This is a genomic window from Lacrimispora brassicae (assembly GCF_054772055.1).
Genome location: NZ_BRYH01000006.1, coordinates 95,724 through 108,064 on the forward strand (window position 1 = coordinate 95,724; position 12,341 = coordinate 108,064).

11 protein-coding genes are annotated in these 12,341 nt (G+C 44.2%); 10 read left to right on the forward strand and 1 reads right to left on the reverse strand.

All coding sequences use genetic code 11. The features are described 5' to 3' along the window. Position 1 precedes the first annotated feature (1 nt). The 4 genes from ACYVD3_RS03505 to ACYVD3_RS03520 all read left to right on the forward strand — a co-directional run bounded on the left by ACYVD3_RS03505 (position 2) and on the right by ACYVD3_RS03520 (position 3,228). The gene (locus ACYVD3_RS03505) at positions 2 to 526 is read left to right on the forward strand and encodes a GrdB-related putative oxidoreductase (protein ID WP_460641125.1); all 525 of its coding nucleotides are present in this window, start codon (positions 2 to 4) and stop codon (positions 524 to 526) included. A 15-nt stretch (positions 527 to 541) separates the two neighbouring features. Beyond that, a complete protein-coding gene (locus ACYVD3_RS03510) occupies positions 542 to 1,510 on the forward strand; it encodes a N(4)-(beta-N-acetylglucosaminyl)-L-asparaginase (RefSeq protein WP_460641126.1) in 969 nt (322 codons plus the stop codon). A 3-nt stretch (positions 1,511 to 1,513) separates the two neighbouring features. Then, positions 1,514 to 2,671 (forward strand): Sapep family Mn(2+)-dependent dipeptidase, encoded by a 1,158-nt coding sequence (locus ACYVD3_RS03515; protein WP_460641127.1) that lies wholly within the window; start codon positions 1,514 to 1,516, stop codon positions 2,669 to 2,671. Between the two features lie 335 nt (positions 2,672 to 3,006). Next, on the forward strand, positions 3,007 to 3,228 hold the full coding sequence (locus ACYVD3_RS03520) for a sulfurtransferase TusA family protein (protein ID WP_460641128.1): 222 nt from the start codon (positions 3,007 to 3,009) through the stop codon (positions 3,226 to 3,228). On the opposite strand, the gene ACYVD3_RS03525 is transcribed toward ACYVD3_RS03520, so the two are convergent. Continuing rightward, on the reverse strand, positions 3,218 to 4,117 hold the full coding sequence (locus tag ACYVD3_RS03525; RefSeq protein WP_460641129.1) for a LysR family transcriptional regulator: 900 nt from the start codon (positions 4,115 to 4,117) through the stop codon (positions 3,218 to 3,220). The two genes, ACYVD3_RS03520 and ACYVD3_RS03525, sit on opposite strands and share 11 nt — an antisense overlap. A gap of 250 nt (positions 4,118 to 4,367) precedes the next feature. Between ACYVD3_RS03525 and ACYVD3_RS03530 the strand changes: the two genes are divergently transcribed. The 6 genes from ACYVD3_RS03530 to ACYVD3_RS03555 all read left to right on the forward strand — a co-directional run bounded on the left by ACYVD3_RS03530 (position 4,368) and on the right by ACYVD3_RS03555 (position 12,224). Further along, entirely contained in the window at positions 4,368 to 5,054 is a 687-nt protein-coding gene (locus ACYVD3_RS03530) for a YeeE/YedE thiosulfate transporter family protein (protein WP_460641130.1), read from the forward strand. A gap of 26 nt (positions 5,055 to 5,080) precedes the next feature. Next, positions 5,081 to 5,308 (forward strand): sulfurtransferase TusA family protein, encoded by a 228-nt coding sequence (locus tag ACYVD3_RS03535; protein WP_025232355.1) that lies wholly within the window; start codon positions 5,081 to 5,083, stop codon positions 5,306 to 5,308. Positions 5,309 to 5,337: 29 nt separating this feature from the next. After that, the gene (locus ACYVD3_RS03540; protein WP_460641131.1) at positions 5,338 to 5,814 is read left to right on the forward strand and encodes a YeeE/YedE thiosulfate transporter family protein; all 477 of its coding nucleotides are present in this window, start codon (positions 5,338 to 5,340) and stop codon (positions 5,812 to 5,814) included. A 119-nt stretch (positions 5,815 to 5,933) separates the two neighbouring features. After that, positions 5,934 to 7,154 (forward strand): FAD-dependent oxidoreductase, encoded by a 1,221-nt coding sequence (locus tag ACYVD3_RS03545; RefSeq protein WP_460641132.1) that lies wholly within the window; start codon positions 5,934 to 5,936, stop codon positions 7,152 to 7,154. Positions 7,155 to 7,876: 722 nt separating this feature from the next. Next, entirely contained in the window at positions 7,877 to 9,673 is a 1,797-nt protein-coding gene (locus ACYVD3_RS03550) for a methyl-accepting chemotaxis protein (protein WP_460641133.1), read from the forward strand. A 367-nt stretch (positions 9,674 to 10,040) separates the two neighbouring features. Beyond that, a complete protein-coding gene (locus tag ACYVD3_RS03555) occupies positions 10,041 to 12,224 on the forward strand; it encodes an EAL domain-containing protein (RefSeq protein ID WP_460641134.1) in 2,184 nt (727 codons plus the stop codon). The last annotated feature ends 117 nt before the right edge of the window (positions 12,225 to 12,341 follow it).

Sequence of the window (12,341 nt, forward strand, 5' to 3'; positions counted from 1 at the left end):
TATGAAGCTTATTATGATATATGACCAGATTCAGTCAGGACTTGGAACCAAGGACGACACCATGGTTCCCCTAACAGGGAAAAAAGAGCCCATCGGACCGGCAGTCATGATGGAGCCTTTCTTAAAACAGGTGGACGGACACATTATGGCCTGTCTGTGCTGCGGCAATGGCACATACCTTGCCGACCCGGAGGAGGTCAGCCGCAAGCTTTGTGCCATGGTGAACAAGCTGCAGCCGGATGTGGTAATGTGCGGGCCGGCCTTTAACTATGGGGATTACGCGCAGATGTGCGCCAAAGTGGCCTGCGATATTAACGCAACCACCAAGGCAAAGGCATTTGCAGCCATGTCTGTGGAGAATGCAGATACCATTGCGGCTTATAAAGATAACGTATCGATTGTGGAGACTCCGAAAAAGGGAGGTCTGGGCCTTAATGACGCCTTAAGAAATATGTGTGCTATGGCCAGGGCCCTGGCCGACGGTGCAGACACTTCGGAGCTGATTCATGAATTCTGTTTTAGATAAAAGGAGGCCTTTGCCATGTGGGGTATGATAGCAACCTGGCGTATGGCCGTAGAAGGGATTACCAAGGGAGCTGAGCTGCTAAAAGAATGCGGCGACGCAGGAGATGCCATCGAGTTGGCCATCCGTCAGGTGGAGGACTTCCCTTATTATAAATCCGTGGGCTACGGCGGACTGCCTAATGAGGAAATGGAAGTGGAAATGGACGCCGCCTATATGGATGGCAACACACTGGATATAGGAGCTGTGGCTGCTATCAGGGACTTTGCCAATCCGGTGTCCATTGCCAGACGCTTAAGCCAGGAGAAAGTCAATAGCATGCTGGTAGCTGAGGGGGCTGAGAAATTCGCCCACAAGGAAGGCTTTGAGCGCAAGAATATGTTGACAGACAGAGCCAGGGCACATTACAGGAAGCGGGTTAAGGAGATGGCGGCCAGGGCAGCAGCTAAGGAGCTTAAGCCTTATTCCGGCCATGACACCGTGGGTATGGCCTGCCTGGATGGGAATGGCAAGATGACGGCAGCCACCTCTACCAGCGGCCTGTTCATGAAGAAAAAGGGCCGGGTAGGCGATTCTCCTATATCCGGTTCCGGCTTCTATGCCGACAGCAGGAAAGGAGCCGCCAGCGCCACCGGCCTGGGAGAGGATCTGATGAAAGGCTGCATTTCTTATGAGATCGTCCGGCTTATGGGAGAGGGAATGGATCCTCAGGAAGCCTGTGAGACAGCGGTGAACCGGCTGGATATGGAACTTCGGTTACGTCGGGGCGAGGCCGGTGACATATCCCTTATTGCCATGAATCCTAAGGGAGAGTGGGGTGTCGCCACAAATATAGAGGGTTTTTCTTTCGCAGTGGTCACGGAGGAACTGGAACCCACGGTTTACCTGGTAACCCGTGGGGAGGACGGCCGCTGCACTTATGAGAAAGCCTCTGAGGAATGGATGGAACATTATATGAAGACGCGTATGGCGCCCATAGAGGAATAAGATATGGGAGATAGAACCATAGAAAACGATTTAGATAAGAAGATTCTGGACTGCGTGGACCGGTTAAAGGACCGGTTCATCAGCAGTGTCCAGGAGCTGGTACGCATTGACAGTGTGGAAAGGGAGGCCTGTGATGGGGCTCCCTTTGGTCCTGGTGTGAAGCGTGCATTGGAATGCGCCCTGGATATCAGCCGGCAACTGGGATTTGACACCGTAAACCTGGATGATTATATTGGATATGCCCAGTATGGCAGGGGAGAAGACTATGTCTGCGCCATCGGTCATGTGGACGTGGTCCCGGTGGGAGAAGGCTGGAAGCAGCCGCCTTTCAGCGGCTATATGGAGAACGGAGTCATCTACAGCAGGGGAGTGCTGGACAATAAAGGACCAGTCATGGCATGCCTCTATGGCCTGGCCGCTATTAAGGAGGCCGGGCTTACTCTTAAGAATCCGGTGCGCATCATCTTCGGATGTGACGAAGAATCCGGATTTGAGGATCTGAAATACTATCTCTCAAAGGAGAGACCACCCCTCTATGGTTTCACACCGGACTGCAAGTACCCGGTGGTGTACAGCGAGCGGGGCAGGGCTATGGTGCGGATTACAGGCAGTATGGAGCAGTTGGGGACATTTTTCGATTTTATAAACAAATATTTTATGGGAGCCAGGAATACAGGCGACCGGCTGGGGATTGATTTTTGCCATGAGGAATATGGTATGATGGAGATGCGGGGATATAAGCTGAACGTGGTTCAGGAAAGTCTCTGGGGCCGGAGACAGGCGGCCTTTGATGTCACCTTAAGCTATCCGGGAGGCATCACCATAGATGAAATCATGAAGCGCATCTGCGGTAAGGCCGAAGCAGAGGGGCTTAAGGCCGGACTCATACAGAATTTTGATCCGGTAGTATTCCCAAAGGATACTCCCATGGTTAAGGCCATGCAGGAGAGCTATGAACTGGTCACAGGGCAGGATGGTACCCCTGTAACCACCACAGGCGGCACTTATGCCAAGGCCATGCCGGGAATTGTCCCCTTTGGTCCAAGCTTCCCGGGCCAGAAAGGCATCAGCCACAATCCCAATGAGTGGATGACCGTGGAGGACTTAATGACCAACGCAAAGATCTACGGACTGGCCCTGTACCGTCTGGGGCAATTATAACAGGAGCAGGATGATGCTGGAGATTTGCTGGGGCAGCGCCTTATGAGACCTGTTATGACGTGGTATCTGCTGACTTAGCCAGGCAGCGTCTGGACGGCATAGGAGAGCATGGGAGATAAGCAATAGTTACATAATACAAGAACATGGAAAAAAGCTGTTGCAAAATAGATGAAAATCTATATAGCGGCAGCTTTTTTGCTGTAAGTCACATTGGAAATTTACTATTGATAGCCAGCATCTTTTCAGATAAAATGAGTGTATATCAAATCATGCTTTCTGTTCAGAAATAAGAACAGCAGCTTGCAAAAGCATAGGAATGTGCAGAAGGAGTGCTTATGGTTAAAATTGATTGTCTGGGTGATATGTGTCCGGTACCTGTTTTAAGATTAAAAAATGTCATTGATTCCATAAAAAACGGTGAAGAATATATGGTGGTTACGGACCATAGCTGTACGATTTCTAATATTGAAGCTTTTTGTAAGGCAAATAATTTAAATTATGATACGGATGAAGTCATTAACGGTGTATGGGAAATCACCGTTAATGCTAACAAATAGTCTCTTTCAGGATTATTTCAATATATTTAATGAGCTTTGAGGATTCATCATTGAGTGGAACACTGGCTGCATTTTTTATGGAATAATATTCATTATCAAATTCCAGGCATGGGCATTCAATAATGCGAAGCTGCTTATTATAAATCTCCTTCTTGATTGCCATATAGGGAAGAAAAGCAAGTCCGAAGCCGTTAATAGCGGACAGTTTAATGGATTCCGTGGATTCAAGAGTATAAGGAATATGAAGCTGATTGATGCGGATCCCGTTTTTGTTCAGCATTTTATCCAGTACCTGTCTTGTTTTTTGGGCTTTTACCAGCATCAGCAGAGGATAATCATAAAGATCCTGACAGTCTAACTGGGAAGGAACCTTCATTTTTTCCCCTGCAACCAGAAAAACATGGTCGGTAAATACTTTTTTGGCTGATAGGTTTTTATCCTTGGGCCTGCCTATGATAATTCCCATATCAGCAAAGCCTTTTGATATTTTTTCCTCTATGATTCTGCTGGACATCATTTCCATATTAAGTGTATATTCCGGATACTTGTTTTTCACATGGTAAAACGAGCATGGCAGGGCATAAGAATATACGCAGGGAGAGGCAAGGATATGTATGGCTTTATTTTGATTCTGTGCATTTGTTATATCAACCAGCATTCTGTCATAGGACGATAATATCTCAAGAGCACGGTTGTAAACAATCATACCAATGTTAGTCGGAATCACACCCTGATAGTTCCGCTCAAAAAGCCTTGCGCTGAATTCCAGTTCCATGACTCGAAGCTGCTGGCTTAATGCGGACTGGCTGATGTTCATCTGTTCGGCAGTTTTTGAGATGCTGCCGGATTCCACTATTTTTATAAACATTTTCAGGTTATGAATGTTCATGTTAACCCGCCTTTCTGAATTTAACGCTGAATTAATTGATTAAACTGTTAAAATCTTAACAGTTATTTTTTTGCTCTTTCATTATAACAAATATGTTTCGGTGTGGCTAGTGTGATAAAATAATAGGTTATAAGTAAATCTTATGACATATCAGATTCTTGATTAACTGAATTTTGGTAAGTGTGGTATAATTTGAATTGTGATTTCGTTATAATATTAACAAATACTATTTTAAGAAAGGGGGATTTACGTGTCAGAGGTTAACACAAGCATAGGTGGGGAAAGAGTGCGCAAACCAAGGAAACCCAAAAAGAGCCAGATTCCATATGCAATATTGGTTACAATCCTGATCATTGCCTTTGGATTTTATTTGGCAGGAGGGAACAGTAAGCTGCCTGTTTATTGGGGATTCGGTATTGCATTTGGGTATATCCTGCAGCGTTCTCGTTTCTGTTTTACGGCAGCATTCCGTGACCCTTGTATCACAGGGAGCACATCTGTAACAAGAGCCGTATTGGTGGCAGTGGCAGTTGGCAGTGTGGGTTTTTGGGCAATCAAGTATTCCAGTGCCATGGCAAATGCGGAATCCAATCTCAGCATGTCCGGCGTAGCGCCCATCGGTTTGCCCTTGATGATCGGTGCGGTTTTGTTTGGCATCGGGATGGTCATTGCCGGAGGCTGTGCATCCGGAACCTTGATGCGCGTTGGAGAGGGCTTTACCATGCAAATGCTGTCTTTGGTATTTTTCATAGCAGGCTCTTTCTGGGGTGCACACGATATGAACTTTTGGAGCAAATTCAATGAAAACGCTCCGAAAATCTTTTTGCCGAATGTATTTGGCTGGTTCGGTGCAATCGTTGTACAGGGATTGATCATTGTGCTGTTATACATAGCAGCCGTCAAATGGCAGGAAAAGAAAATGGGAAGTGCAGAATAAAATTTTAATTAAAAGGAGATATAAAAATGGCTGAATTTACATTAGATTGTCTGGGAGAGGCTTGTCCGGTCCCCCTTATGAAAACTGAGAAGAAAATCAATGAGTTATCGGTAGGAGACGTTTTAGCTGTATCCATCGATCATAGCTGTGCAATGAAAAATATTCCTGAGTGGGCAAGAAAACAGGGACATAACGTGGAAATTGAAGAAGTGGATGATGGAGAATGGGAAATTGTCATTGAAAAGACGAAGTAGATAACTTCTGTGAAAGCAGGTGAATAAATTTGAAACAATTTTTTATTAAGCTTGGCGATCATCCGATTTACAAAAAACTGTTAAAAGAACCCTTAACATACGTGGCCGGTGCGGTTTTGCTCGCAGTTTTTCAAATCGCCCATTTTACAGCCCTGGGCAGCGGCTGGGTATACTATGCTTCTGAAAAAATGCAGAAGGAACTAAATACCAGCTTTCTGGCAGACGGTGGTTCCATCCGCAATTTGGGCATTGTACTGGGAGCCTTTGCGGCAACGTTATTTGCATCACAGTTTAAGATCAAGAAGATCAAGTCTTTGCGGCAGGTAGTGGCGGCAATTCTTGGCGGTTTGTTAATGGGCTATGGGGCAAGGCTTGCAAATGGCTGTAATATAGGAGCGTTATTTACTGCAATTTCAGCTTTTTCCTTATCCGGATGGGTATTCGGTGCATTTTTGCTGGTAGGCGCTTTTCTGGGAAGCAAATTATTAGCCAAATATTTTATGTGATTTGTAATCAAGGGGCAATCATATTTGATTGCCCCCAAAATATATGAACCTGGCCATGGGAAAAGAGAAAAAACGGCTGTGGAGGCTGAAGAAGAGTATTCAGAAAGGAACAGGTTATAATGACTAAAAAAACAGAATCATATGATGTGGTAATTATAGGGGGCGGAGCTGCCGGCTTAACTGCAGGAATATATTGCGGCAGAGCCAGGCTTAAAACATTGATCATAGAAAAAACCCTGGTAGGCGGGCTTGCTACATATACCAATGAGATAGAAAACTATCCCGGTTTTCCGGATGGGGCTACCGGGCTTGGACTGATGGAATTATTTCATAAACAGGCTAAAAAATTCGGTGTGGAGTTTAAATTAACTGATGTAAAATCCGTATCCCTGGAAGGGGATATAAAGCAGGTAGAAACCTTCCGTACCATTTATCAGGCAAAGACCGTGATTATCGGAAGCGGCGGAAAGCCCCGTCTGACCGGTGCAAAAAACGAGGAACTATATCTTTATGATAAAGGCATTTCCTTCTGTGCGACCTGTGATGCAGCGGCAAATACCGGGAAGACCGTTATGGTGATCGGAAGCGGAGATGCAGCCATTGAAGAAGGGATATTTTTAACCAAATTTGCAGACAAGGTTTTGGTATCTGTTATGCATGAGAATGGCAAAATGGACTGCAACGAGATTGCAAAGGCACAGGCTCTTTCAAATCCCAAGATGGAATTTATCTGGAATACGGTTGCAGACAGCTTTGAAGGAGATGAAAGGCTGCACACGGTTGTGTTAAGGAATTTAAAAACAGAGGAAAAAATCCCCGTTCCTGTGGACAGTTGTTTCCTGTTTATCGGTTATCTGCCAAATACAGAATTATTCCGTGATATTCTGGATATGAATAGGGGAGGTTATCTCATAACAAATGAACGGATGGAAACAAACATCCCCGGAGTATTTGCAGTAGGAGATGTACGTGACAAATACTTAAAGCAGGTTGCAACAGCGGTGGGAGATGGGGCTATTGCTGGTTACAATGCAGAAAAATATGTATCAGAAAGTGAAATGTTTGAAACTCAAATCATGAATGAAGGAAATCCTTCCCTGGTGTATATTTATAATGCAATTGATTCCCAGGCAAGAGAGCTTTTGCCGGTTTTCAAAGAGTTTGAACAGGACCATTGTGACATCCGGGTATCCTGTATTGATATTTATAAATCAGATGGCATTGCAAAACGCCTTGATGTTGAAAACGCTCCCTGTGTGGTCTGGATCAAAGGAAATCAGATCATGGAGAAGTATTATGGTGAAATGACTCCGGAGCGAATAAACAGCATTTGCAAATAGAAAAGATGCAAAAATCAAACATTCAAAATTCCTGTGGATCAATTTTCGGCATATCAAGACGATCCCTTTTCCAACGGTTAACAGAAACGTGTACAGATAATAAGATAAAACCACAGAACACTCTGTGGTTTTATCTTATTATCTGTAACAAATGAGAATGGACATTTGATCACAATTTATTGCAGTTTTATGATGCTAAAGCCGATTGTTTAAATGTGCAATTACAATTAATAGTGATATTTTTTATTTTTACGAAAAATTCATAGATTTTGTGTAACAGAAATTTCGACAATATTTACTACGTCAGAAGCTTAATTGAATACATCAATCCCCTTGTCAACTGGAAAAAATTGTATATTCTTGACTATAATAAGGTGTTTACTTTATCATATTCAGCAATTGTTTTAAAAGTCAATTAAGAAAGGCATGAAAGGAATAAAAATCAACCAAGGAGGAATTGATTATAAAAAATGAGTACAAAACTTTAAGGTTTCAAGCAGCAGGGCAATTGGGGTAAGGGAAATAATCAGGAGTTTGAGACAGTGGGGAAGAAATTGGGATTGAAAGGTTGGAAGCCTGTTAACAGTCTGGCCTGTAATATGGCTTATGGTAAAACCGGGTAAATTATTTCGTTATTTAAGTAAGTTATCAAACAAATTGTACAAGTAATACTGCATTATAAATAATTATAATAATCTTATAAAAAACGAGGTAGAGTTGCAATGAGGAATCTTAAAATACATCTTAAACTAATTACTAGTTTTTCTATTCTGATACTGTTCACCGTTATTGTAGCTATTACAGCAATATCAAGCATGAGAACTATGAATGCAGCAGGCGAAGCCTTATATTCGGAACAGTTGGTGGGGGTTGAAGTTGCTGGAGAGATCAGCAAAAACTTTTTTCAGCAAAAAATGTATGTACGCAATATTGTAATATATGAAGCGGAAGATGAAGTATTTAAGAATGCCATGTCCATGCTGGATCAGTTGGACACCGAGATACGTGAATTGTTTGATTCCTATCAAAAGACCATAAATAAACCGGAGGATCAGGTGAATTTTGATGAATTCAAATCCCTCTATATCAATAATTTTTCCAGTGCAAAACGTAAGACAATTGAATTTGGCATGGTGAATGATTTTGCCAGTGCCAAAAAGTCAATGGATGGAACCGCAGAAGACACGGACCGGATGACAAGTTTGCTCAACACAAGCAGGGACATGAATAGAAAGTTTGCATATGAAATGCTGCAGTCGAATACACGAATATTTCAACGTTCCAATATGTTGATCGTGGTTATCCTGCTCTTCTCAATGTTTGCAGGGGTTATCCTCACTGTTTACATAACAAAAATCATTGCCAGCCCAATGGGAAGACTGAAAAAGGTAATGGAGCAGATAGCAACAACCGGTGCATTGGAATTTGAAAAAGATTTACAGACGGAATTGGAACATGATATGCAGTTCAAAGATGAGGTTGGCGAAAGCATAACTGCTGCAGAAAAGCTGGTTGAGCACATCACACATGTATCAGAAGCCCTGAAAGCCATTGCGGAGAAAGATTTGAGCGGTGAAGTGAAATTGCTGTCCGAAGGGGATGTATTAGGTACGGCATTACTGACGATACAAGATAATCTTAATTACCTGTTTACAGAAATCAGCCTTGCTACGGATCAAGTAGCTACCGGCGCCGCACAGGTTGCCGATGCCGCTCAATCATTGGCACAGGGCGCTACAGAGCAAGCAGCAACCGTGCAGGAATTGAGCACCACTATAAAAGATGCTTCCGAAGAGATGAAAAACAGTGCTGTTATGGCCGGTGAGGCAAAAGCAATGGGAGATGAAATTCAGCAGAGGGCTGAATCCGGTTCTTCAAAAATGGAAGATATGATACTGTCCACACAGCAAGCAAATGATGCCAGCAAAGAAATTGCTTCTGTTATTAAGCTTATTGATGACATTGCATTTCAAACCAATATACTTGCGCTGAATGCAGCCGTAGAAGCTGCCCGTGCCGGTCAGCATGGAAAAGGGTTTGCGGTTGTAGCAAATGAGGTACGTAACCTTGCGGCTAAAAGCGCGGAGGCTGCAAAAGATACTGCAACGCTTATTGACACGACCATAGAAAAAGTGGCCCAGGGCTCTACAATGTCCAGTCAAACATCGGACGCCTTACAGAATATTGTGGAAGGCGTGATCCATAGCAGCGAGGTAATTACAGGTATTTCCCAATCGGCCAGTACTGTAGCAGATTCTATGACACAAATCAGCAATTCTATTGAGCAGGTATCTCAAGTTGTGCAAGCAAATAGTGCTGCCTCTGAAGAATGCGCTGCTGTAAGCGAGGAAATGAGTGGACAGGCAGCAGTTCTGAAATCGGTAATTGCTCAATTTAAACTGAAGGAAAACTCCCAAAGCAACAGGATTGGAGGCGTATCATATTCAATATCTCAGCAAAGCCCTATGAAGCATTCGCCAGAATACGCAGGATTTGCCATGGCAAATGATAAATACTAAAATGCGGCGCTCAATTTATATATAGATACCTGACTGCTGTTTGTTTGCCGGACTTACTCCCAGAAGGGGCTGTTGCAAAACTAACGTAAGTTAGTTTTGCAACAGCCCCTTTAACACTATTTCGTAATATTGCGGTGACCTACATGATGGAAGTTACCTCTCCTTCGCCGGAGCGGCAGAAGCTGATGGGTCCATTCGGCTGGCTGCGGCTCTGATTGTAAAACAGTCGATCTGCCGTTGGACGCGGATCAGAAAATGTATGTATAAAAGATGCAGGCAATACAAATAAAACTCCACGGTGCCAACCAAAGAAGCGTGCTTTTTTGCCGGAAGGTTTGCATCATCGTGAAAGAAGGGAAGAACGGATATGATAGAAAAGCTCGACATTATGTTTTCAAAATTAGTGAACAGGAAAACGCTGAGAATTCTTCGCAGGGGTTTGTTGTCCATGATGCCCCTGGTATTGGTGGGATCGGTTGTTTTTGCTCTGCTTACCTTACCCATTCCGTTTTATCACTGCTTTATGTCAGATATATTTGGGGAAGGATGGCGGGAAATCGGGTTGTCCATCCATAAGGCTACAATTCAGATCATGGCGTTTTTGGCGCTGATTACGGTCAGTCACGCCGCAGCCAAGGAAGAGACACTTGTAAAATCCGGCGAGGTGAACCCTGTCAGTATTATGATTACGGTTTTTGCCTCTTATATTGCGCTTTCGTACAGAAGTTTGATTATGCATACCGCGGGTTCCACCGAGTTGTTCAAAGCCCTTTTTGTATCCGTGGTTGCGTGCCATTTGTTTTGCTTTTTTTATAAGCGCTGCTGCCGTATCCTGCCCTTAAATGGCATTACCCATCTGGGAGGCTCTTTGACCCAGGCCTCCTTTCTGGCTGTTCTGCCAGCCTTTCTCACTGTGCTGGTTTTCAGTGGGGCAAGGGTGCTCCTGGATTCTGCCGGCATAAGCATATACCCTGGAATACTGCTGCAAAGGATAAATGAAACATGGCTGACGGGAAACAACTTTGTTTCCGCTGTGTTTATACTCCTTCTCACACACACCCTGTCCTTTTTTGGTGTGTGCGGCGAACCGCTGATCGTAGATGCCATATCAGGCACAACGCCGTTTTTTTCATCTGTTATGAGTCCGGATATTCTTACCAAGGAATTTTTTGATACGTATGTGTATTTGGGGGGCATTGGCGCAACACTGGGATTGTTGCTTGCGCTTTCGTTTGCCGGAGAAAGTAATCGGATTGTAAAGATTTCCATACCCCTGGGTGTTTTTAATATTAACGATACCATGCTTTACGGCTTCCCGGTTATCTTTAATTCCTATTATTTTATTCCGTTTCTTCTGTCACCTGTTTTTCTTGGTCTGAATGCATATCTTGCCATGGTTCTGGGATGGGTACCGCCCATCACCCAGGCCATAGAATGGACGACCCCGATTTTTTTGTCCGGGTTCCTTGCCTCAGGATCGCTTTCCGGGGTCGTACTGCAGGCTCTGAATCTGGTGATATCTATGTTGATTTACCTTCCTTTTGTCCGGCTGCAGGTGAAGCACCAACAACGTGACCGTCTGATCACATTCCAGGCTTTATCAAAGGAACTGCAGAATATTCAGGAGAAGAAGGAAAAGATCATTTCCCGCTATGATGATATGGGCTTACTCGCCCGCGCTCTTTTGGCAGAAATTCGGAGCGGGCTTCAGGGTCAAAAGAAAAACCTGTATCTGGAATACCAGCCAAAGGTGAATCACCTTGGTGAGGTTATGGGATGTGAAGCCCTGCTGCGATGGACGCATCCTGTTTACGGATACATATCGCCTCTTATTATATTAAGCATCTGTGATGAGGCTGGACTTACCAATCAATTGGGTATCTGGGTAATCCATCAGGCACTGCCAGCCTTGCGGTGTTGGCAAGAACAAGGATATGACGGATTATCTCTTTCCATCAATTTGAACCCGCAACAGTTGAGGGAGGATGGTACGCTGATTGAAACGGTGCAGAGACTTATTGCCCACTATGGCCTTAAGCCTGGCTGTGTGGAATTTGAACTTACAGAAAACGCTGCAGTTGATCCCAGCGACGCCACACGGGGCAGGCTAAAGCAAATCCGGGAGATGGGCGTGAATATCTCCATTGATGATTTCGGGATGGGCCATAGCTCATTATTGTATCTGTGCGATTTCCTTGCAAACATTGTGAAGATCGACGCTTCCCTGGTAAGCCGCATTGCCAGCGACAAAAGACGGCAGCAGATTGTAGAGACTATTCTTTCTCTCTGCAAACAGATGGAGGTGCAGGTTGTTGCGGAAGGCGTGGAAACAGAAGAGCAGGTCCATATGCTCCGCGAACTGGACTGTGATTATTATCAGGGTTTTTATTTCAGCAGGTCCTTGAGCTGTGATAAATTTATCGAATACGTGAATCAACACGGCATAGAAGGGGATAAAAAAATGGAGAGCACGGTTTCACGTTCGGATATCATCCGAAAATTCAACTGCGCCGCCTGCGGCTTTGCTGCATGTTATGAGCCGCATTCATAATATCCTGATGAAAAGCCTCCTTGATATAAGTGATATATCTTATTGTGGACTTAATTGCAAAGAATGTCCCTCACATTTACATTTCACTCCTTATTGGATGCAGCAAATAAGGCCGAT